General features: G+C 44.4%; 19 protein-coding genes. 12 read left to right on the forward strand and 7 right to left on the reverse strand.

The window, feature by feature from the left end; translation table 11 throughout:
* Positions 1 to 37: 37 nt before the first annotated feature.
* A complete protein-coding gene (locus ED652_RS11475) occupies positions 38 to 664 on the reverse strand; it encodes a TetR/AcrR family transcriptional regulator (RefSeq protein WP_122054864.1) in 627 nt (208 codons plus the stop codon).
* Between the two features lie 237 nt (positions 665 to 901).
* Here ED652_RS11475 and ED652_RS11480 point away from each other — a divergent pair, with 237 nt between their 5' ends.
* A complete protein-coding gene (locus tag ED652_RS11480; protein ID WP_122054815.1) occupies positions 902 to 1,858 on the forward strand; it encodes a glycosyl transferase family protein in 957 nt (318 codons plus the stop codon).
* A gap of 97 nt (positions 1,859 to 1,955) precedes the next feature.
* Here ED652_RS11480 and ED652_RS11485 read toward each other — a convergent pair whose 3' ends face one another.
* Positions 1,956 to 2,252, reverse strand: a complete 297-nt coding sequence (locus ED652_RS11485) for a hypothetical protein (RefSeq protein WP_122054817.1) — start codon at positions 2,250 to 2,252, stop codon at positions 1,956 to 1,958.
* Positions 2,253 to 2,416: 164 nt separating this feature from the next.
* Positions 2,417 to 2,650 (reverse strand): hypothetical protein, encoded by a 234-nt coding sequence (locus tag ED652_RS11490; RefSeq protein ID WP_017109962.1) that lies wholly within the window; start codon positions 2,648 to 2,650, stop codon positions 2,417 to 2,419.
* Between the two features lie 281 nt (positions 2,651 to 2,931).
* On the opposite strand from ED652_RS11490, the gene ED652_RS11495 reads away from it, so the two are divergent.
* The 4 genes from ED652_RS11495 (at position 2,932) to udp (ending at position 8,546) form a co-directional block, all read left to right on the forward strand.
* Positions 2,932 to 3,348, forward strand: a complete 417-nt coding sequence (locus tag ED652_RS11495) for a CBS domain-containing protein (protein WP_122054818.1) — start codon at positions 2,932 to 2,934, stop codon at positions 3,346 to 3,348.
* 168 nt (positions 3,349 to 3,516) lie between these two features.
* Entirely contained in the window at positions 3,517 to 4,980 is a 1,464-nt protein-coding gene (locus ED652_RS11500) for an MATE family efflux transporter (protein ID WP_017109960.1), read from the forward strand.
* 172 nt (positions 4,981 to 5,152) lie between these two features.
* Positions 5,153 to 7,504 carry a zinc/cadmium/mercury/lead-transporting ATPase gene (locus tag ED652_RS11505; protein ID WP_122054820.1) on the forward strand — a complete coding sequence of 784 codons (2,352 nt, stop codon included), beginning with the start codon at positions 5,153 to 5,155 and terminating at the stop codon, positions 7,502 to 7,504.
* A 283-nt stretch (positions 7,505 to 7,787) separates the two neighbouring features.
* A complete protein-coding gene (gene udp, locus ED652_RS11510) occupies positions 7,788 to 8,546 on the forward strand; it encodes a uridine phosphorylase (RefSeq protein WP_004736272.1) in 759 nt (252 codons plus the stop codon).
* A gap of 240 nt (positions 8,547 to 8,786) precedes the next feature.
* Here the strand turns inward: udp and ED652_RS11515 are convergent, their stop codons facing one another.
* Together ED652_RS11515 and ED652_RS11520 are read right to left on the reverse strand one after the other, a co-directional pair.
* The gene (locus ED652_RS11515) at positions 8,787 to 9,953 is read right to left on the reverse strand and encodes a DUF1887 family protein (RefSeq protein ID WP_102310777.1); all 1,167 of its coding nucleotides are present in this window, start codon (positions 9,951 to 9,953) and stop codon (positions 8,787 to 8,789) included.
* Between the two features lie 198 nt (positions 9,954 to 10,151).
* Entirely contained in the window at positions 10,152 to 12,143 is a 1,992-nt protein-coding gene (locus ED652_RS11520; protein ID WP_102362521.1) for a methyl-accepting chemotaxis protein, read from the reverse strand.
* A 277-nt stretch (positions 12,144 to 12,420) separates the two neighbouring features.
* On the opposite strand from ED652_RS11520, the gene hinT reads away from it, so the two are divergent.
* The 7 genes from hinT to ED652_RS11560 all read left to right on the forward strand — a co-directional run bounded on the left by hinT (position 12,421) and on the right by ED652_RS11560 (position 19,261).
* Entirely contained in the window at positions 12,421 to 12,771 is a 351-nt protein-coding gene (hinT, locus tag ED652_RS11525) for a purine nucleoside phosphoramidase (RefSeq protein ID WP_004736268.1), read from the forward strand.
* Positions 12,772 to 13,295: 524 nt separating this feature from the next.
* Positions 13,296 to 14,687 carry a COG3014 family protein gene (locus tag ED652_RS11535; protein ID WP_122054821.1) on the forward strand — a complete coding sequence of 464 codons (1,392 nt, stop codon included), beginning with the start codon at positions 13,296 to 13,298 and terminating at the stop codon, positions 14,685 to 14,687.
* The gene (locus ED652_RS11540) at positions 14,687 to 15,070 is read left to right on the forward strand and encodes a YcfL family protein (protein ID WP_017107630.1); all 384 of its coding nucleotides are present in this window, start codon (positions 14,687 to 14,689) and stop codon (positions 15,068 to 15,070) included. The genes ED652_RS11535 and ED652_RS11540 overlap by 1 nt, the downstream gene beginning before the upstream one ends.
* A gap of 142 nt (positions 15,071 to 15,212) precedes the next feature.
* Positions 15,213 to 15,803 carry a penicillin-binding protein activator LpoB gene (lpoB, locus tag ED652_RS11545; RefSeq protein ID WP_017107631.1) on the forward strand — a complete coding sequence of 197 codons (591 nt, stop codon included), beginning with the start codon at positions 15,213 to 15,215 and terminating at the stop codon, positions 15,801 to 15,803.
* 154 nt (positions 15,804 to 15,957) lie between these two features.
* The gene (locus ED652_RS11550; protein WP_122054823.1) at positions 15,958 to 16,812 is read left to right on the forward strand and encodes a phosphotransferase; all 855 of its coding nucleotides are present in this window, start codon (positions 15,958 to 15,960) and stop codon (positions 16,810 to 16,812) included.
* Positions 16,813 to 16,920: 108 nt separating this feature from the next.
* On the forward strand, positions 16,921 to 17,460 hold the full coding sequence (ycfP, locus tag ED652_RS11555) for an alpha/beta hydrolase YcfP (RefSeq protein WP_017107632.1): 540 nt from the start codon (positions 16,921 to 16,923) through the stop codon (positions 17,458 to 17,460).
* Positions 17,461 to 17,971: 511 nt separating this feature from the next.
* Positions 17,972 to 19,261 (forward strand): NAD(P)/FAD-dependent oxidoreductase, encoded by a 1,290-nt coding sequence (locus ED652_RS11560; protein ID WP_122054824.1) that lies wholly within the window; start codon positions 17,972 to 17,974, stop codon positions 19,259 to 19,261.
* Between the two features lie 163 nt (positions 19,262 to 19,424).
* Here the strand turns inward: ED652_RS11560 and ED652_RS11565 are convergent, their stop codons facing one another.
* Positions 19,425 to 19,970, reverse strand: a complete 546-nt coding sequence (locus ED652_RS11565) for a GNAT family N-acetyltransferase (RefSeq protein ID WP_017107634.1) — start codon at positions 19,968 to 19,970, stop codon at positions 19,425 to 19,427.
* Between the two features lie 137 nt (positions 19,971 to 20,107).
* Complete coding sequence (locus ED652_RS11570) at positions 20,108 to 20,875, reverse strand: peptidoglycan binding protein CsiV (RefSeq protein ID WP_061022670.1); 768 nt, start codon at positions 20,873 to 20,875, stop codon at positions 20,108 to 20,110.
* Between the last annotated feature and the right edge of the window lie 18 nt (positions 20,876 to 20,893).

Below are 20,893 nucleotides of genomic sequence, written 5' to 3' on the forward strand. Positions count from 1 at the left end.
ATCCGGACTTTCAGTCCGTAATACTAACCCACCTACTTTAGTAGGTGGTTGTTAAGTACGCTTGGTATTGTTTAAGGAACATCTCGACGCTGGAATTAATGATTATTTGTTTGTGCTGCTTATCCGGAGAGGGCGCGTGACCAATGATCTGTGGCCAAAATGCGAAAGATTTCAGCAGGGCGATAAACTGAGTGGATGCAAACAATGGGTCGAGTTCAACCAAACGACCATCAGCCAATGCCGCTTTTATCCATGTTGTCAGGCCGCTTTCTGCTTGAGAATATTTTTCCATCGCTTGATGCGCAAGTTCTGCGTTATGGAAATATTCAGAGAACAGTACGCGAGATAAGTCGATGAAACCTTCAGACTCGAGAAGCTCAAGTTCTTGGTTGGCTATAGAGGTAAGTTGTTCATCTAGCGGTTGTTCGGCTTGATAGGGGAACTGAGTCGCTGCGAGTGTTTTGCTCCAAATGCTGTCTAATATCTCATCCAGTAGCAGTTCTTTACTCGCAAAGTGATTGTAAACCGTGCGTTTAGACACTTCTGCTCGGCTAGATATTTTATCCATGCTGGTGGCTTTATAGCCATGCTCGGTAAACTCTGCGATAGCAGCAGTCACGATAGATTCGCGTTTTCTTTGGCTCAGTGTTTTTTTTACAGTCATTTGGGTGCTACTCAACATTTTAGTTCGCATTGCATACGTCAATTTTACACCACTAGGTTTACTTTTAGAACCGCAATTCATTCGCTTACAAGGCACTGATTTGTTTGCTTGAAGTTTGGTGGCTTGTCATTGGGAATGGTTGATAGTGACTGAATCACTTTGCAATGCGCTATGGGTGTCATAGAATCGAAGGCGTATTAAATTTTATTGATATCTACGGAAGAGAATTAATAGTCAATGAGTAGTATTTTAGAGTGTATTCGTACTGTTGGACGAGGGGAAAGAGGGCGTAAGCCTTTATCGTTCGAACAAGCCTATCGCATCATGGATGAGTATTTAAGCGGTGAGGTCGGAGGCGACCAAATGGCTATGCTACTTATGTTAATTCGGGTGCAGAATGAAACCAATGAAGAGATTGCAGGTTTTGTAAAAGCATTCCAATCTCGCGTTCCTGACCTAGGTGCAGATATTGATTGGCCGTGCTACGCAGGTAAGCGTAACGATACTGCTAGCGGCAAACCTTGGAACTTGCTGGCGGCAAAAATACTGGCAGACGATGGCTACAAGGTTCTGATGCACGGTTATATGGATAAGCCAAGTGGTCGTACTCACGTAGAGACTCACTTGCATCTTGTTAGTGTTCGCAGTGCTGCCGACCCACAAGACGCAAAGCAGATCCTAGAAGCGGATGGCATTGCTTACTTACCTTTAGCGAACTTTGCTCCTGAAGCTCAAACCATGATTGGTTGGAAACATCGCTATGGTCTGCGTACTCCAATTAACACAGTGGTTCGTGCATTAAACCCTGGCGGTGGTCGCCTAGGTTTACGTGGCAGTTTCCACCCGGGATTCCCACAACTTCATGCAGAAGTAGAGCATGTGATTGGCAATAAATCGCACTCGGTAATTTCATTCAAAGGCATGAATGGCGAGTCGGAATATAATCCCAAGGTAAGCCAAACGGTCTGGATGAGTTCTCCTGAGAAGGTGGAGTCTTTCTATTGGGAAGGAACCATGAACACAGAACTGTCGATTCCTCGAGAGTGTGTATTGGGTACTCCGGAAGATGAGATGGAATTGATGGCAAACAGTGTCGTGGATAGCATGACCGCTATTTTATTTGCAGAAACGCATGATAAAGCCGAAGCCTATGCAAAAGCATTGCGCCTTTGGGAAGCGTATTGTGCTCGCTAATCGATAGTCTTGCTATTGAGAGAAGGTCAGCGATTGCTGGCCTTTTTTATGCTTGGTTTCTAGCTAAGGGCTTCTCGTGAATGCCCAAAAATAAGAGCTATTTCACTCGCATCAAGCGATGCATTTTGTTTTCGAACTGAATCTCAATCACTTGTGAGATTTTCATCTTCTCAACGCGTTCAAGCATTGCGGTTTGATACGCTCGCTTCTTCATCCACTCTAATGGTTCTTTGAAGCCGTCTTCGTTGATCACAAACGATTGATCGGTGATTAAGTCTTCGAAAATATGTACGACCCATATACGAGACTGAAAATCTAATAGCTCGCTAAAGGAGGCTTTTATCTTACATAAGCAGTGAGATAGATAGGTTTGAGGTGAACGAAGCGAGGTCATAGTGGGCCGTTTGGATAAGAGTAAAGTGGGTAACTCAAGTCGGTAACCTTGGCTACTCGACGTTACTTGAGTTACCACTCAATAACAGCTCTTAAAATACGGTATTCATGTGTCGTTGACAATACTCCACAACCTTGTCGAAGGTGGCATGAGTGATGAGTCTGCTATTTAACGAATAATCCGAAGTCGATCTCTTGTTTTCTTTGGTATTTTACCAGCTTCACTTTCAAATTGTATTTTGACGCCAGATCAATGGCTAAGCTAGACATTCGCTTTATTTCGTCAGCGCAACAAGAGATCAGTGGTTTTTCTTCATTATCGATTGTTGCAACCAAAGTGTTTTCGGTTCCGTCTGTTCCTGAATAGATGTACGCGTACATGCTCTCGTTGTGTTGCATAAAAAGGCCTAATTGTAACTTTTGAATTATTTATTCGGTGAAGGTTACAGGATTGGTTCATTCAAGCTAGTACCCTTAAGTAAGGCTTTGTAAGGGCTCTTTTTTTCTTTTTTTTGACTCATGAAAACACGCTCGAGCCTTTCCCTGTCTCGTTTTTGGGCTATGTAAGGTTTTACCTATCAATAAAATTGTTGAAATCCATTTAGTAAAATCAAGATTTTAGACAACAATTAAGTTAACGAGATAGAAAAGAACTATCGAAAGTATTTAGGGAGAACGCAATGCATTCAATAAAAGTGAAAGACTACATGACGCAGCAGGTTGTGACATTCACGACTGATATGCCGTTAAGCCTAGCGTTAGATCGAGTGATGAAGAGTCATCATATGGGTGGCCCAGTTATCGATGAAACAGAACAAGTGATTGGGTTTTTATCTGAGCAGGATCTATTAGAGAAACTGGTTAAGGTGAGCTATTTCTGTCAGGACACACACATTGTGGGTGACTGTATGTACCAAGAGGTATTGTCCGTGTCCCCTGAGCTATCCATTATTGAGTTGGCTGACATGATGCAAGTAGGAAAACCAAAAGCTTACCCGGTTATCGATAATAGAAAGCTGGTTGGGATCATCACTCGAACCGATGTTTTAAGAGCAATCGGCAAGAACTTAGATGAATGTTTCAAACATCCTGTATAGTAGTAATCAGAACGATTATTTTTCTCAACACCAACAATTGACAAAAGGCGCACTAGCGCCTTTTTTCTGTATAGAGCTTTCTGGGTAGGTCGGCTTCTGTAGACCGGCTTTTGTCGTTCTCAAGCTTATAGATCTTTAGCGTGTGGTGTTTCAGCTTTTGGAGGTTTCATGTCAAATCAAACTGCAAAGTTTGTAGAAGGTTCAACGATGCGCCACATATTGGTGATGTCGGGAGCTGGCTCTGTCGGTTTGATGGCGTTGTTCGTCGTCGATTTACTCGACATGCTGTTTATCAGTATGCTCGGTCAAGTCGAGTTGGCAGCCGCGGTGGGCTTTGCTGGTACGTTAACCTTCTTCTCAACCTCAGTTTCGATAGGCACCTCCATTGCAATGGGTGCGTTAGTTTCCAAAGCGATTGGATCCAAAAATAGAGATCACGCCAGAAATTTAAGCACCAGTATAATGCTGACTGCATTTGTGATTAGCTCAACGGTTACTGCGATCATGTTTGCACACATCCCTGAGTTATTGGCCGCGATCGGAGCAAAAGGTGTGGCAGCAGAACGCGCTCAAGCCTATCTACAAATCTTGCTACCGAGTGGTCCATTTTTGGCGTTAGCCATGGCTGCGGGCGCAGGTTTGAGAGCGGCAGGGGATGCTAAGCGTTCGATGTGGGCAACCTTGTCTGGCGGTATTGTTAATGCAATCTTAGACCCCCTGTTTATTTTTGGTTTTGGTTGGAACATCGAAGGTGCAGCCATCGCATCTGTTATCGCTCGTTTCTCAGTTCTTTTGTTCTCTCTTTATCCTTTGATACGCAGCCATCAGCTGGTGGCACCGCCCTCGATGGTACAGTGGCGTCTTAATATTCGTCCTATTCTTGCCATTGCCATCCCTGCGATCATTACTAATACCGCCACGCCTATTGGCAATGCGATTGTGACTACGGGTATTGCGCAATATGGCGAAGATTTCGTTGCTGGTTTCGCGGTTATTGGCCGCCTGACTCCGGTGTGTTTCGCGGTGATCTTCGCGCTTTCTGGCGCTGTTGGGCCAATTATCGGGCAGAACTTTGGGGCAGATCGAGTCGACAGAGTGAAAGAGACGCTCAATAACTCATTGTTGGTAACTACGGTTTATACCATTGCTGTCTGTATTCTTTTGTACTTTGTTCAAGACTACATTATTCAAGGTTTCAGCCTGCAAGGTGATGCGGCTATCATCGTTGCAGCTTTCTGTACCTATGTTGCTTTGACCTTCACATTCAATGGCGCACTGTTTGTTGCGAATACGTCGTTTAATAACTTAGGTAAACCGCTTTACTCTACTGCTTTAAATTTAGGAAAGGCAACTCTAGGGACATTGCCTTTCGTTTATTTAGGGTCTCAGTGGTACGGCGCTCTAGGCGTATTGTATGGGCAAGCGTTGGGTAATGTCGTATTTGGTCTGCTTGGTATTTTGGTACTTCGTTATCATGTTGCTGAACTTATGACGGGATCTCAAACCGACCCAGTCGAAGACGATGTATCAATTGTTAGCCTAAACACCCAACCTTTCTGTTCGCATGATGCAGTCCTGATTGATGATGTATCAGCGAATAGAGAAGAGGCTGCTGAGTGTAAGCCGCAATAACAAACACAACTTTAGAACATCAATGGCTTTCGATAAAAAAGCGAACAGATTGAAAACTTCTTCTTGACCTTGGAGCTACCTCCAAGGTTTATACTTATGTGGAACTTAAGGTTTGTTTGCTCATTCTACTGGCAACAACCTTAAGGCTTTTTGAGTATTAAGGAGATACATTATGTGCGCAAAACATGCAGCGTGCCGCTCAACAAAAGTGGACGTTCAACCACAAGCGGCTGGGGCAACCTGTTCTAGTCCTAAAATCACCAGTATTACAGCTGCAGGCTCTTCATCAGCATGCTGCAGTTCTACGACGGCTTCTGCATCAGCAGATGATTGTTGTGTTTCAGACAGTGGAGAAGAAGACCGGCTGCCCTTAACTGAGTCTCTTAACGCCCAATTTTCCAAAAGTTGGCTGGTCTCGGGAATGGACTGCCCAGCTTGTGCTCGAAAAATAGAAAAAGCGGTCAGTAACATCGACGGTGTTATTGAAGCTAAAGTTTTATTCTCTACCGAAAAACTGGTTGTTAAATTCGATAGTGAAAACCTTGCTGAAACGATCGAACAAGTCTCTATCAAAACAGGCTTCCCATTGACGGAAGTGGGCTCCAAGAAACAAAAACAAGAACCAGAGACCTTTTGGCAAGCTCATATTCAACCTAATTGGCAAATTATAGCGATTGCAGTCTCTATGCTGATCGCCGCATTACTGAAAAGTTCACAGCCTCAACTGAGCGAAGGGCTATTCGTCGCTACCTGTTTGTTGGGTCTGTATCCTGTTGCCAAAAAAGCGGTTCTACTTGCCCGTTCTGGGACGCCTTTTGCGATAGAAACACTAATGAGTGTTGCTGCTCTTGGCGCTTTATATCTTGGTGAAACCGCAGAAGCAGCGATGGTTTTATTGTTGTTCTTGATTGGTGAACGCTTAGAAGCTTTTGCCTCATCAAGAGCAAGAAGTGGTGTTCAAGCCTTAATGGCCCTCGTCCCTGAGAATGCGACCAAAATTATTAACGGCGAACGTGTCGAAGTCGAAGTTAGCGATCTTGTTCCTGGCGATGTCATCGAAGTTGCAGCAGGTTCTCGTTTGCCTGCTGATGGCCAGTTGATCACCGATTCCGCAAGTTTTGATGAGAGTGCTTTAACGGGAGAATCTATCCCAGTTGAGCATGTCGAAGGGAACAACATCATGGCAGGCGCCGTGGTGGTTGATAAAGTCGTACGTATTACGATTACTTCAAAGCAGGGTGAGAATGCGATTGACCGTATTTTACACCTGATAGAAGAAGCAGAATCCCGCAAGGCACCACTGGAGCGCTTCCTAGATAAATTCAGCCGCTGGTACACACCATTAATGATGGTTGTTGCGCTGTTGGTGATCATCACGCCGCCACTGTTGTTTGCTCAACCTTGGGAAACGTGGGTTTATCGTGGTCTAGCCTTGTTATTGATTGCTTGTCCTTGTGCATTGGTTATCTCTACGCCCGCAGCAATTACTTCTGGTTTGGCAGCCGCTGCAAAACGCGGTGCGCTGATCAAAGGCGGAGCGGCACTAGAACAGCTTGGTAAAATTCAAACTATTGCTTTTGATAAAACGGGCACATTGACTGAGGGTAAGCCTCAGGTTACCGATATCCAACCACTATCGGGTTGGCAGCAAGACGCAATGTTACGTGTAGTGGGGGCGATTGAAGTTGGTTCTACTCATCCATTGGCGCAGTCCTTAGTTGCCAAGGTCAAAGAGCTGAATATTGAGATCCCAGAATCTCAAAATAAAAAGGCGTTGATCGGCAGTGGTGTTGAAGGCGATGTGGATGGCGTTAAATACCAAGTTCTCGCACCGTCTAAAGTCACGTTTGACCTTGCTTCTGAAGTGGTGGCAAAAGTTGAAGCCCTCGAAGGCGAAGGCAAGACGGTTGTTCTTGCTCTAGAGGTTAAACATCAAGAAGAGCTTCAAGAGCAAGCGACTAAAGTGATTGGTCTGATTGCTTGGCAAGATACCTTGCGTAGTGATGCGAAGGTCGCGATTGAGCGACTGAACGAGCTGGGTATTCAATCTATCATGCTTACTGGTGATAACCCGCGCAGTGCGGCAGCGATCAGCAGCAAGATTGGTATGAAATACAAAGCGAGCCTGCTTCCAAGTGACAAGGTGTCTTATGTTGAAGAGTTATCTCAACAGTCACACGTTGCTATGGTTGGCGATGGAATCAATGACGCGCCAGCGATGAAAACCGCTAACGTGGGTATTGCGATGGGCGGTGGTACGGATGTGGCGTTGGAAACGGCTGACTCAGCACTGACCCATAACCGCTTAACGGAACTCCCTGCGATGATTGAGCTGTCGCAAGCGACCATGAATAACATCCGTCAAAACGTAGCGCTTGCTCTCGGTTTGAAAGGCGTGTTCTTGGTGACAAGCTTACTGGGTATTACCGGTTTGTGGGTTGCGGTGTTAGCCGATAGTGGTGCGACGGCATTGGTCACATTGAACGCACTGCGTTTGCTTCGATTTAAATCTAAAGCGGATTAAGCACTTCTAGCGAATATCCTCTATTTTGATGCCAATAAACGCCTTTAGCCTTAATAAGCTAAAGGCGTTTTTTGTCTCATTAGTATGCAACGTAGGCGTATGGATTGCGTATTTTTGTGATGCCAATCGGTTTTTCGTGAAACTTGAAATCTTGTTGCGATCATTGGTGTGACGTGCGTCACTTCATTTTGTAATGAGCTTGGTTAGAGTGTGTTCGTACCCCACGAATTTACTATGAGCTTAAATAAGGGTAAAAAGCCCAATAAGCCAAAAGGAGCGAACTATGTCTCAAGCTGTTTTCCATTTAGGTGTTACTGAAGCAGATCTTAACGGTGCTACTCTTGCGATCATCCCTGGTGATCCTGCTCGTGTACAAAAAATTGCAGAAGAGATGGAGAATCCAGTATTTCTTGCTAGCCATCGTGAATACACGCTTTACCGCGCAGAACTAGACGGCAAGCCAGTTGTTGTATGTTCAACAGGTATCGGTGGTCCATCAACGTCTATCGCTGTAGAAGAGCTAGCTCAACTGGGTGTTCGCACTTTCCTTCGTGTTGGTACTACTGGTGCTATCCAGCCACACGTAAACGTGGGTGACATGATCGTTTCTACTGGTTCTGTTCGTCTAGATGGTGCAAGTCTACACTTTGCTCCTATGGAGTTCCCAGCAGTGGCTGACTTTGAAGTTGCAACAGCAATGAAAGCGGCAGTTGACGAATCAGGCGCAACAGTTCACATGGGCGTAACGGCATCAAGCGATACGTTCTACCCAGGTCAAGAGCGTTACGATACGTTCTCTGGTCGCGTTGTTAAGCGTTTCCAAGGTTCTATGCAAGAATGGCAAGACATGGGTGTTCTAAACTTCGAAATGGAATCTGCAACACTGCTAACTATGTGTGCAAGTTCTGGTCTGAAAGCGGGTTGTGTTGCTGGTGTTATCATCAACCGTACTCAAAAAGAGACGCCTGATCACGAAACACTAAAAGTAACAGAAGCGCGTTCAATTAAAGTGGTTGTAGAAGCTGCTCGTAAAATGCTTTAAGTTGTAAAAATGCTTTTAGTCTTAAAGTGCATTAAGTCTGTTTCCAAGATTTAAAAATGGCCGCATCGAATGATGCGGCCATTTTTTATGGGGTAAAGAAACTAAAAGCATAGATAGTTGAAAGATGACAATAGAGCGAAACAGACAAATGTCTGGAGAACAAAAAAGGCGAGTGACTTAATCGTCATTCGCCTTTTTAGATGTACTTAAGAGCGTTGAGCTCTCAGGGCCTATTGGTTTTTAGCACTCTAAATCTTCATCACCACCGGCTGCGGTAAACCATGCCGTTAGGTGTGTTTTCAGATCCTTCAATTCATCAGGGCCAATCAGCGCAAGGCCAAGGTCTTCTGCTCGTGTGATGTCATTATGACGAAGAGGACGGAAGCTAACCAGCATGGCACGTGCTTGTAGGCCACCCAGAAGGTCTCTAAGCGATTCCAGCTTGTACAAGGTATCATCGCCATCATCACGCATGCCTTTGGTCTTACACTCGATGATGTGCAGCTTATTGTTCACTACCGATGCCACATCAAGCTCATTACGAACCTCACGCTCACCCAGTTGGCGGTAAACTTGAACATTCAAAGAACGGTCTTGAATGGTTGGCATATCATCTTGGATTTGCTTCACCGTGCTGTGAACTAAGGTCTCAAGCCATTCGCCGTTTGAGAAGCGTCGTGCGTCTTCATTGGCAAAGGTCAGAATACCGTTGTCGTAAGTCGCAATCTTAGCTTCAACCAAATCGCTCAGCAGCATGTTTAGCTCACGATAGCCTTGTTGCTTCTCAGACAGCCCAACATCCAGTCTCTGTTCTTTACGGCAGGTTGTTGCAAGGTAGTTCAGCGTTGCGAGGCCTGGGCCTAACTCTAACGCGTTACTTGCCCAACGTTCGCCCAGTTCATACAGTTTTTGGTCGAGTTGAGGAGACAGTTGAACATCGCTGAATTCACCACGAGCACCAAACACAGTTAGGTAGTCATCGATGGTAATACGGTCTTGTACTTGCGCGTCTTCTTTGCCACTTGGATATAACCAGCACAGTTTGTCACTGTTCGGTTCCACCACAAAGATTGGCCAATGGTAAGTGCGGAACACTTCGTACACAGATAGTAGGCGGTGACGTAAACCACAACTTGCGTTGAGCTTCACTTCTTGGCCTCGTGCTTTGAGGTCTTCGGCAAGGGTTTGGATAGATTCTTTAATCACGGACGTGTTTACGATGGTTGGAATTTCGAAAAACTCACTCGTAATGTCGCGCTTTTGTAAAACGCTGTCCAAGCGTTGGTAAATACTGACTTGATTCTTGTCGCCGATAAACACGATATGAGTGCTGATCGTTCGGTTATCTAGTAGAGGTGTGAGCAAGCGAATGGGGTCTTGATCGATAATGCCAACATGAACAGCCATATAAATTCCTTAATAGCGGCTCGCTCATAAAGGTGAAAGAAAAAAACGGGAAGCAGCAAGCCTTAATAATCATATAATGACAAAGATCATAAAAAACAAGGGCAACCCTTGATAAAAGTTGCCCTTGTTCAATTAGTTACCACTATTGGGTAAGAAGTCCCAATATTCTCACTAAATATCTATCAATTTCTCAAATATCTATAGCTTGAACTGATGAACCAAATCACCTTGCTGATTTGCCAGAATCGTGAGGTTTTGGCTTGCTTCAGCAATCGACGACATAGCTTGGTAACTCTTATCGGCGATGTGGTTGATGTCTTCAATGTTGCGCGCGATATCTCCCGATGTTTCACTTTGTTCGGCCGCTGCCTGAGAAATGTGCGTACTCATATGGCTGATCTCAAGAATCAGCGCTTGAATTTCTTCCATCGCACTATTTGCACTTGATGCCTGTTCAACCGACATATCCATATCGCTCATGCAGCTTTCAATGACGTTGCTTGCTGTTTTCGAGCTTGATTGCAGGTTGCTGATCATGGTCTCAATTTCAGACGTAGATTGAGTGGTCTTTTGTGCCAGTACGCGTACTTCATCGGCAACCACCGCAAAACCACGACCTTGCTCACCCGCACGCGCCGCTTCGATTGCCGCATTGAGTGCAAGTAGGTTGGTTTGTTCAGCAATACCACGGATAACATCGAGGATTGAGCCAATCTGGCTACTCATCTGTTGCAGTTCACCTACCGCGCTGACTGACTCAGTAAGTCGAGCCTCAAGCTTGTTGATGGTGCTGATGTTGGTGTTCATGATTTGACGACCAGATTCAGAAGCCGATTCTACTTGTTGAACCATGGTTAATGAGCTTTGCGCGCTGTTCGCCACTTCTTGAACTGAATGAGACATCTCTGTCATAGCCGTCGCGACTGTCGCTGTTTGCTCACGTTGGCTGTTCAGTTGAACCTGCGTTTCTGAAGACGTTTTTTGGTTTACGCTTGCCGTTTTGGTCAAGTCATCGGAAGCGTCATTCAGTTTCACCAGAATATTACGTAGGTTGTCGGCCAAGGTGTTGATGTGGCGGCTCACACGACTGAATTCGTTATCATAACGAATGTCGATTCGTTGCGTCATATCGCCTTCAGTTAGGCCTTCCAATGTACCTAGGATACGAGTTAATGGCTCTCTTACACTATGTGCAATGTGGTAGCCGATCGCTGCGGCGAATACCGTTACAACAATACCAATCGCAATCGCATTGAACAGACCTTTATCGTAGATGCTGCTTGCGTCTGCTAATGATGAGTTCAACTGTTCTTCTGCAGTCACGTTGAATGAATCCAATACCGCCATCGCTTGGTCTATTTCAACAGCAAGATTGGCGATGTTGATGTACAGCGCTTCTTTCGCTTTAAGGTAGTTGTTGTGTTTGTCTAGTACGCCACCTTTCTGGCCAACGTCTTTCGTGAATTTTTGTACGGATTCATCGAAGACATTTTTAAGCGCAGGCAGTTGTGTTGATAAACCACGGTAAGCGTAGTTTAAGTGAGTCACGGCTTTCTTATTCTGGTTTACCGCTTTTTGCACGAAGGCCACATCAGAACTCGCTAGGGCGTCTGAGGTGATAACTTCAGCGTCTTGCAGTTTGATGAAGTAGCTTTTCGCCATCACTTTTACAGAGATGCTTTTTTGGTCGGCAACGTACTCTTTCATGCCTACCGTCAATTCAGAATGAAGACGTTGGAAATCTCGAGAGGCTTTTTGTACTTGCTCCTGTGCTTCAAACATCGCCACGTAGTTATTCATCGCTTCATCAGCTTCAGCAAAGTAACGCTCTTCCATTGCTCGTAACTGCACGATACGCTCAGTTAGCGAGGCATTGTTTTGACTTGCCGCTTCTAAACTGCCTAGAACTTGAGAAAAAGAGTTTTGTGATGCAGCAAACTCTGTACGCATTGCAGACATGCGCTCAGCATTTTGTGTGGTTAAGAAGTCTTTGAATGACTTATCAGCAGAAAGCAATTGAACACTTGTTTGATTTGAAAGCGCGACAAGTGGTAGTGAGGTTTCGGAAACACTCTCAAAATTGCTGTGTATCTGATTCATGCTGTTCATCATGATGGTTATCGTGACTGCGAACATGATGATGATCAGTGCGAAACCAGCGTACATACGCTTGATCACAGATCCCTTCATGGCTTTCTCCCTAAATAAAAATGCAGACCTAATGTCAGGTCAAAGTAAAACTAACAAAATTATCAGCATTCTATTGAGCTCCGCTTACGCATTTTATGACGCACACGTCAAAAATAGCGCTCCGTTATAACCAACATGCCATTCTTGAGAGCTGAGGCTCGTTTTCTTTGATTTGAACGGTGTTTTTTATTATGCTTTAAAGCAGATTTATTGTGGTTTGATGCGGCATAGCGCATACTCAAAGCATTAAAAAATAAATGTTTTATCGGAGAGAAACATGGCTGAAGAAACCATTTTTAGTAAGATCATCAATAAAGAAATCCCAGCAGATCTACTATACCAAGACGATTTAGTAACCGCATTTCGAGATATTAACCCGCGTGCGCCAAGCCATATCCTAATTATCCCAAATAAGCTGATTCCAACAACCAACGATGTTGAAGTAGAAGATGAAGCGATGATGGGGCGCATGTTTACCGTTGCTCGCAAGTTAGCAAAAGAAGAAGGCATCGCAGAAGATGGTTATCGTCTTATTGTGAACTGTAACTCTCACGGTGGCCAAGAGGTTTACCATATTCACATGCACTTGGTTGGTGGCCGCCCACTTGGTCCTCTACTTATGAGCTAATCAAATAAGTTAACGAATTAACAAAATAGTCAATGAACGAACTAGAAAGTTAATGAGTTAATTAACACAAACAGCAAGTTGGAAAATTTGTTGTTTGTATGCCAACTTTAATTGTTATCTGTTGTCTGAATATCGGCTTTACTTAGCCAGAGCCCGATGAAGCAAGCATTTACTTGCTTGAGATCCTTTTTACAGCACGTTTCGTTTTGATAATGAGACTAGGGTCTGTTGATCTTTCGAGCTGATTTTTGCAGCACTTTGTGGGAAATTTCTACAAGGCAGAGGCTTTGAAGTGTAGCTAGCCTACATGAGAAGCTGATAACGCAGTAGAAATGAACCACAAAGACTGCCCGAAGGGTTCGGCTAGAATCGTTTTATGCTTTGTTAAGAAGTATTAACTTAGAATGACTAGGCTACATACTCCTTGCCGCGCCTAAAACGATTCTATCTCGAACAAAATTTAACCACGAAAGGTCAGCAGACCCTAACAAAGTTGGCATTTTAAACATGCACGGAGACGATAAGTGAAGCAACAGTTTAGATTCGCTTCCATTGCCCTGTTATCGGCGTTGACCGTAGGTTGTGCGAGTATGTCTGCAGGAAGCCTGTTCAGCCATTACAGCGCGCAAAACAAAGCGATCTACCAAGCCGTTAAATCTGGAGATTATTCAGAGGCTCAACAAGAGCTACCAGATTATGCGGCAGGCGACATCCTTGATAACTTTGAAAGAGGCAGGATTAATCTGCTGGATCAAAAATACCCTGAGAGTAAGGCTTCGTTTGAAGTGGCTGATCAGGCGGTTACTGAGCAGCAACGAAAAGCCGTGATCTCAATCTCAGACAGTGCAACCAGTGTCGGTGCGTTGGCGGTGAATGACAATATTACCGAGTATGTGCCAGCCGATTATGAATTGGGCTTTCTTCATCTGTATCTTGGTTTAAATTACCTCAAGAAAAACGATTTAGAAGGTGCGGTGATCGAAATGCGTCGCGCCAACCAAGTTCAAGAACAAGCAAAGAAGCAACGTGAAGCTGAGTTAGACAGAGCCGCCAACGACGCGAAGAAGCAGGGTTTGTCTGCTAATGTGGGTAGTATCCTTGCTAACTACCCTGATGCGGGTAAAAAGCTGCAGTCAGTACAAAATGCGTATCTGATGTTCTTGTCTGGTCTGCTTTATGAAGCTTCAAATGATTTAAACAGCGCTTACGTAGACTATCGTCGTGCTTTGGCTGTAATGCCAGACAACCAAGAAATCATCGATAGAACGATGGCAACCGCTGCTCGTTTAGGGATGCGACAAGATTTAGCGACACTAGAAAAACGCTACAAGCAGTCTTCTAAATTGAATACAGGTGAAGGGCGAGTGATTGTTCTTCAAGAACAGAGCGCAGTGCAAGCAATGGACAGTTGGAGACTAGATTTACCTGTTTATGACAGTCGCGATCAGGGGGCAATATACTCTCTTGCGCTGCCATATTACCCAAACCAAAACGTAGAGCGCTTTTCTCCATTGCGAATCAGTGGGCAACCGCTACAAGAGCACTTGATCACTGATGTAAATGCAATGGCTCAGAACGATTTATCTGAGCGTATGACGAGTATTGTTATTCGCCAAGCGTTACGTGTAGTCGCGAAAGACCGCATTCGTAAAGAAGCAACTAAAGGCGATGATGTCGGTAATATCTTGTTCAACGTATGGAACACACTGACAGAGCAACCAGACACTCGCAGCTGGCAATCATTACCAGCAGAGATTAAGAGCAGCACGTTTGTAGCAAACAGCGGTCAATATACGTTGGAAGCGGGCGCTAAAACGTACGACTTTGATATTCGAGAAGGACAGACCACTTTGGTGTGGATTTCTCGACAAGGAAACAACGCAACAATGTGGCATAAACAGCTAGGGAGGCTGTAATGAAAAAGTGGTTAGTGAGCGTAGCAGCGGTCATCGCTCTGGCTGGTTGTGCTGATAACACAGCAGGTGTGAGGGTTGATAGCCTAACTCAAAACGTATTCTTTGGTGACAACGTGCTAGGCAGTCGACTTGCTGTTGATGATATCCGTACTGATCAAATTGATGGTCACACAAGAGGTATTGTTCGTTTAAACAGTAACTATAAAGGCGATCAACATATCCTTTATCGTTTCTACTGGTACGACGATGCTGGGCTTGAAGTCAACCTAAAGCAAGGCCCTTGGAAACAAGCGATTGTTCGTGGCTTTGAAAGTATTTCGTTGTCGGAAGTGTCGGTAAACCCGAAAGCAACTCAGTTCCGAGTTCAGTTCCGAGAGCAGTAAGCTCCGCGAGAATAGACATAGTTAGAGTGAACTCGAGTTATATCAGTTCGATTCGGGCTACAGAAAGCGGATTTATTGATTCGCTAACATAAGAATTTAAGAGTGAGGGTAACCCCGCTCAGTGATAAGTTGAGGAAACAAAATGAAAAAGAGTGTCATTGCGCTACTAGGTTTAGCGGTTATTTTAGGCGGTTGTTCAAACAAGGTAAGCTACGGTGATGCACAAGCAGTAGAAACCACAACAATCGATTTCGGTTCAACAGATCTTCAAACGATTGCTGGCGAAATGGTCGATAGCATGATGGCTTCTGGTTCTGTTTCTTACATCACACGTGAGCAGCGTCCAATCGTCTTCGTAGAACGCATAAAGAACAAAACCAGTGAGCACATCGATACTGAGTCAATCACTGACACTATCAGTACTAAAATGCTGAACTCTGGTAAGTTCCGTTTCGTTGATATGGACCGTGTAGAGTCTGTTCGTGATCAACTGAACTTCCAAAACAACGATGAGCTAGTAAACCAAAGCTCAGCGATTCAGTTTGGTAAAATGGTCGGTGCTCAGTACATGCTGTACGGCAACCTATCAAGCATCGTTAAGAAAGACGGTAGCGATGAAGACGTATACTACAAAATGACAATGCGTCTAATGGATCTTGAGTCTGGCTTAATTGAATGGGCTGACGAGACTGAAATCCGTAAGCAACAATCTAAGAGCCTACTGGGTCTTTAATTTCGCTTACTTGCCAATCAAACGCAGCCGGTAAAGACAGCGTTTGATTTGGTCACACGCCAATGCAGTACATGATGTGCTGTGAATAAAAGACACTGGCTTTTGGTCAGTGTCTTTTTTGTAGGGAAATGGAAACGTTTATAGGGAATGAGCAATGGCAATTTTTTCTTGGTCTGAGGCTAAGCTTCTTGATACCAGTTTGAGTTCGCTGGATGGTTACTTTTTTGAGCCACCGGTTCGAGCACAGACGCTGACAGGCGGTTTGACCAATCGATGTTGGAAGTTGGTGTTAGCCGATGGCACTGCGTATGTTTGGCGCCCAATCACACCGATTACCAAGGCGTTCTTCATCTCTCGTCATGAAGAGTATCAAGTGCTCTCTGCTATTGAGCGCCTAGATATCGGGCCAAGTCCGATAGTGGTCAATGAGCAAGGCTTATTGGTTGAATGGATTGCGGGTGAGACTCTTTACGAAGGCTTAGAGCTTGATGATTTGTTGAAAACGCTGATCTCGGTGCATTTGGTTAATACGGCACGATTACCGCTCCAACCGTTCAGCTTTACAGCGCGAGTCGATCATTACTGGCTTCAGCTTGATGCGGTTCATAAGACTGAAACCTGCACCAAGATTTATCAAGAGTGGCGCGTGGCTCCAAGTATCCCAAGTGTAGACCTGTCTTTGTGTCATTTTGATCTCGGTGGCTATAACCTTGTGAAGAACCAAGATGGGATCAAGATTATTGACTGGGAATATGCAGCCTTAGCTGACCCAAGGCTTGATCTTACGTTAACCATTGCTGTTGCGGATGTCCCGGTGATTGAAGCCGTTAACAACTACTGTCAGCGAAGAGGCATTCATGATGTTCAGCCTTGGCTTGATGGCGTAGAGGCTTGGTTGCCACGAAGTCGAATGATGGCCATGTTGTGGTATTTACTGGCACATCAGCTCTGGGGCGATGAAAGTTACCTGCGTGAAGCTGAGTTATTGAGTCACACTTTCTGTAGCTAGGATCACGTTTAGGAAGTGAAAAATATAATTTCGTTGGTGTTCCCTTTAAAACCTTATTTTTCATGTTAGATTAATTAAAACGTACCAATATTCAACAGGGAGGTACTAATGATTATTTATCTACACGGCTTCGACTCAACTAGCCCGGGCAATCACGAAAAAATACTGCAGTTGCAATTCATTGATGATGACGTTCGTTTCATCAACTACAGTACTTTGCATCCAAAGCACGATATGCAGCATCTTCTTAAAGAAGTGCATAAAGTGATAGAACAATCTGATGATCCGCATCCTATTATCTGTGGGGTAGGCTTAGGGGGTTTTTGGTCAGAGCGTATTGGTTTCTTATGCGGGATTAAGCAAGTGGTTTTCAACCCTAACCTGCAACCTGAGAACAATATGGTGGGTCGAATTGACCGTCCTGAAGAGTATGAAGATATAGCGACTAAGTGTGTCGCTCAGTATCGTATGAAAAACAAGGGACGCTGTTTGGTTGTGTTGTCTCGTGAAGATGAAATTCACGACAATACGCGAACAGAAGCTGAACTTGGCGATTACTATGAGGTAATCTGGGATGAAAAAGAGAGTCATAAATTTAAAAAGATCTCTCAACACCTTCAAGCAATGAAAGCGTTTAAAAACGCCTAATTCACCCCTCTATTTTATAAAAGCAGCACTCATTTGAGTGCTGCTTTTTTACATCTGAATCCTAGAAACTGGCATTGATAAAACGGTTGTATATGTTTTATCGATGAGTTTGCGCATTTGTAGATAAGCTTGCGCAAACGTTAACTAATTCGCCCCGAATCCTCATTGAGGGTAAGGATTTTTGTTGCGGTCATCTTTTTGCTATATATAATGTTCCCAAGCAAAATATTTTGATAAATATCAAGAAAAATTGAGAGCGAGTGATAAAACTTGCCCATTATTTGTGCTCTACCTCTCAGGTAGTCACCTTTTTTATCCACGTGAGCAAAGCGACAGGCCAATGTTTGTTGTTTGTAATCCCTCTAACTACTCGGTGAGCTGTCGTTATTCTTTTTCGCGGTTATCCAATTTGTAACAGCCTTCGCATTCAAGGCCGAGTAGATACATAGAATTTATCGGTTGGAGTAATCGAGCCGAACCCCATTTATTCATTTTGTAGAGGATTGTCATTGTGACAAAAATTATCGTAGTAGGCGGTGGTGCTGGTGGTTTAGAGCTAGCAACTAAGCTAGGCCGCACTTTAGGTCGTAAAAAACGTGCCCAGATTACTCTGGTTGACCGTAAAGCAAGCCACCTATGGAAACCATTACTTCATGAAGTAGCAACAGGTTCACTGGACGAAGGTGTTGATGCATTAAGCTACCGCGCACATGCAAAAAACCATTACTTCGATTTCCAAATGGGCAGCCTGAACGACATCGATCGTGAGCGTAAAGTGATTGCACTGAGCGAACTGAAAGATGATCACGGTGAATTGCTAATGCCAAGCCGTGAACTGGAATACGACATTCTAGTGATGGCAATTGGTTCAACGTCAAACGACTTCAACACGCCTGGCGTTCGTGACAACTGTATTTTCCTTGATAGCCCAGAACAAGCTCACCGTTTCCGTACGGAAATGAACAACCAGTTCTTAAAACTTCACGCTAAAAACGGTCAAGGCACTGTTGATATCGCGATTGTTGGTGCTGGTGCGACAGGTGTAGAGCTTTCTGCTGAGCTTCACAACGCTGTGAAAGAGCTTCGTACTTACGGTTTTGGTGATCTAGATTCAAGTAAGCTGAACGTTAACCTTGTTGAAGCGGGTGAGCGAATTCTTCCTGCTCTACCACCTCGTATTTCGAGTGCAGCGCACTCTGAGCTAACTAAGCTTGGTGTTAACGTGCGTACTAACACTATGGTGATTCAGGCTGAATCTGAAGGTCTAACAACCAAAGATGGCGATAAGATTCCAGCGCAAATCATGGTTTGGGCGGCGGGTATCAAAGCACCAGATTTCCTGAAAGATATTGGTGGTCTTGAGACTAACCGTATTAACCAATTGGTTGTGAAAAACACGCTACAAACCACGCTTGATGATAATATCTTTGCTATTGGCGACTTAGCACAATGTACACAAGCGGATGGTTCATTTGTTCCACCTCGTGCACAAGCGGCTCACCAAATGGCAAGCTGCGCATTCAGCAACATCATTGCTAAACTGAACGGCCGTGACCTGAAAGATTATGTTTATAAAGATAAAGGCTCGCTTGTTTCACTAAGCCGTTTCTCTACGGTAGGTAGCTTGATGGGTAACCTGACTAAAGGTTCAATGATGGTCGAAGGTCGTATTGCTCGCGTGGTATACATCTCTTTGTATCGCATGCACCAAGTCGCGCTTCACGGCATCATCAAAACGTCGTTAATGATGTTGGTAGGCCGAATCAACCGTGTGTTGCGTCCAAATCTGAAGCTGCACTAATTAATTGGTGATTTTCAGCGAATAAAAAAGAGCTCTTCGGAGCTCTTTTTTGATCGTGTCGATGATGTGCTGTTTTTGCTGGCTTAATAACTTAATAACTTAATAACTTAATAATTATAGAACCTAAGAACCTAAGAACCTAAGAACCTAAGAACCTAAGAACCTAAGAGGTTGGAGGCAATACAGAATAAACCACGCCGTCTTTTGGCTTGCCGTTAAAGATAAATCGGTTCTTGGCAATGGTTTCACGCTCTGCGCCACACTTCTCAATCAGCCTTTGGCTTGGTAGGTTTTCTGTATCGCAAACAATCTCTAAACGCGTTAGTTTCAGTTGAGCAAAGCAGAATTCAAATAAGGTCAGCATCGCTTCTTTGGCAATCCCTTTCCGTTGAAACTCGTCGCCAACCCAATAACCTAAACTTGCCATATTGAAGGTATGGTAAAGCTCATTAATTGCCACCATTCCAACCAGTTGATTGCTGTGGCGTTCAAAAATACCAAACCCAAATGCGTCTGCTTTTACCCAATTTAAGCGGGTAGCCAGAATGAATTTCTCGGCTTCTACAATAGAGAACGCATCGTGGCACCAGTCTACCCATGGAAATAGGCTAGGGGATGTTTGGATCAACCGAGAAAACTCTGGAGCGTCTGTAGCTTCAATAATCTTGAGGCTGAGGTGTTGAGTATTTATCTGAAAGTCAGGGCTCATAAGAAATACCGAATTACATGTAAGTACTGAACAAAGTGAGTCAATACAGAATAAAGATAGATAGCACTTAATAAAACGCCCTCACTAGGAGGGCGGATTGAATTATTTATATAATTATAGCCGAATCGGCAAGTAACTTACTGCGCTACACGTCGAACTTGAATCACCATGCCCAGAAGCGGGTGGTCAAGGTAGTGAGTTTCTGTACTACGCATACGACGCTTTTGATCCATGCGGTAGCTTTTAAGGAACTCTTCTACCTGCACTGTCGGTGATATCTCAGTTAAGTTGCCCACTTGAACATTGCTGTCTGCACCGCTTACTGGTGTGTCTAACTCAATAGGCTGTTCTTTCAGAGTCACTTCACGAACGCTTGGTGCTTTTAAATCGAGCGTGGTTTCAGCGTAAAGGTAATGCTGCACGTAGATCTGTAGCTTGCCGTCTAGTTCGTACAGTGGCTTATCAATGGTCTCTTCTTTGAATCCATCGGCACTGCCTGTGGTGATAGCACCTTTTTCAGAACCATCTGCATTGAAATCTTTAGAGAAGTCTTTACCTGCTTGAATATGGAAAACAGGTGCAGAGCTCTTACCTTGGTCACCTTGACGCCAAGCAGTATGCATCAGAACTTCAAAGCCTGCATGTTTGCGCAGTTTGTCTTTCTGAGGCGTTAGCTTGTACTCTGAGTAAGGCAACATTTGTACGCCTTTCTTAGAGCGGTATTGGGTATCTTGAAATGAACCAACGCGCTCAAGTGAAATTTTCGGCTGAGTGTTCGGCCAAGATTCGTTGACTTTTTCGGCATCAACTGCGCGCTTGAAAATGATCACTTCTATATCAAATTGTCTCTGAGCCAAACTTGGCAGTGAGACGAACAATAGTAGCAGTGGGATCAGTCTTTTCATTTTTACTCCGTCTTCCAG

This window comes from Vibrio sp. Evd11, from assembly GCF_900382755.1.
Classification (GTDB): Bacteria; Pseudomonadota; Gammaproteobacteria; order Enterobacterales; family Vibrionaceae; genus Vibrio; species Vibrio lentus.

Bases quoted from the DNA above. Each gene is read 5' to 3' on its own strand.
- ED652_RS11475 (WP_122054864.1), bottom strand. From the start codon at position 664: ATGACTGTAAAAAAAACACTGAGCCAAAGAAAACGCGAATCTATCGTG.
- ED652_RS11480 (WP_122054815.1), top strand. From the start codon at position 902: ATGAGTAGTATTTTAGAGTGTATTCGTACTGTTGGACGAGGGGAAAGA.
- ED652_RS11485 (WP_122054817.1), bottom strand. From the start codon at position 2,252: ATGACCTCGCTTCGTTCACCTCAAACCTATCTATCTCACTGCTTATGT.
- ED652_RS11490 (WP_017109962.1), bottom strand. From the start codon at position 2,650: ATGCAACACAACGAGAGCATGTACGCGTACATCTATTCAGGAACAGAC.
- ED652_RS11495 (WP_122054818.1), top strand. From the start codon at position 2,932: ATGCATTCAATAAAAGTGAAAGACTACATGACGCAGCAGGTTGTGACA.
- ED652_RS11500 (WP_017109960.1), top strand. From the start codon at position 3,517: ATGTCAAATCAAACTGCAAAGTTTGTAGAAGGTTCAACGATGCGCCAC.
- ED652_RS11505 (WP_122054820.1), top strand. From the start codon at position 5,153: ATGTGCGCAAAACATGCAGCGTGCCGCTCAACAAAAGTGGACGTTCAA.
- udp (WP_004736272.1), top strand. From the start codon at position 7,788: ATGTCTCAAGCTGTTTTCCATTTAGGTGTTACTGAAGCAGATCTTAAC.
- ED652_RS11515 (WP_102310777.1), bottom strand. From the start codon at position 9,953: ATGGCTGTTCATGTTGGCATTATCGATCAAGACCCCATTCGCTTGCTC.
- ED652_RS11520 (WP_102362521.1), bottom strand. From the start codon at position 12,143: ATGAAGGGATCTGTGATCAAGCGTATGTACGCTGGTTTCGCACTGATC.
- hinT (WP_004736268.1), top strand. From the start codon at position 12,421: ATGGCTGAAGAAACCATTTTTAGTAAGATCATCAATAAAGAAATCCCA.
- ED652_RS11540 (WP_017107630.1), top strand. From the start codon at position 14,687: ATGAAAAAGTGGTTAGTGAGCGTAGCAGCGGTCATCGCTCTGGCTGGT.
- lpoB (WP_017107631.1), top strand. From the start codon at position 15,213: ATGAAAAAGAGTGTCATTGCGCTACTAGGTTTAGCGGTTATTTTAGGC.
- ED652_RS11550 (WP_122054823.1), top strand. From the start codon at position 15,958: ATGGCAATTTTTTCTTGGTCTGAGGCTAAGCTTCTTGATACCAGTTTG.
- ycfP (WP_017107632.1), top strand. From the start codon at position 16,921: ATGATTATTTATCTACACGGCTTCGACTCAACTAGCCCGGGCAATCAC.
- ED652_RS11565 (WP_017107634.1), bottom strand. From the start codon at position 19,970: ATGAGCCCTGACTTTCAGATAAATACTCAACACCTCAGCCTCAAGATT.
- ED652_RS11570 (WP_061022670.1), bottom strand. From the start codon at position 20,875: ATGAAAAGACTGATCCCACTGCTACTATTGTTCGTCTCACTGCCAAGT.